This is a genomic window from Polaromonas sp. P1_G2 (genome assembly GCF_056405515.1).
Window position 1 is genome coordinate 1 of the sequence record NZ_JBFUBY010001342.1, and the last position, 420, is coordinate 420.

Here is a 420-nt window from a genome sequence, read left to right on the forward strand (position 1 = left end):
GATGGCATTTCCGCAGCCGGATTATGCCCGCAATATGCGCCTGCTCGGCCATTCGGATCAGGGTGGACGCGGCGACGGGCTGCAACTGATGGTGCATCGCGGCCATGCCTATATCGCCCATCCCTGGTCCGGCGGGTTTTCGATCATCGATGTGCGTGATCCCAAAAGGCCTGGCGAGTCGACCTTCGTGCCGGCGCCGCCGAAGACCTGGACGATCCATCTGCAGACCCATGACGACCTTTTGCTGGTCGTGCATGCGCTCGACCTGTTCGCAGAAGCTGCCTTTGCCGATGAGAAGGATTATTACACCACTTCGATTGGCGATACGCTCGGCACGGCCGGTGGCGCCATGAAGACGAGGCCGTGGTCTGCGGGCATGGCGATCTATGACATTTCCGTGCCTGCCCGGCCGTCGCGGAT

Annotated in this window: 1 pseudogene; it reads left to right on the forward strand. The window is 61.7% G+C overall.

Annotation, left to right across the window (positions count from 1 at the left end):
- A pseudogene (locus AC1D0P_RS30465) lies at positions 1 to 420 on the forward strand (LVIVD repeat-containing protein); the annotation flags it as partial.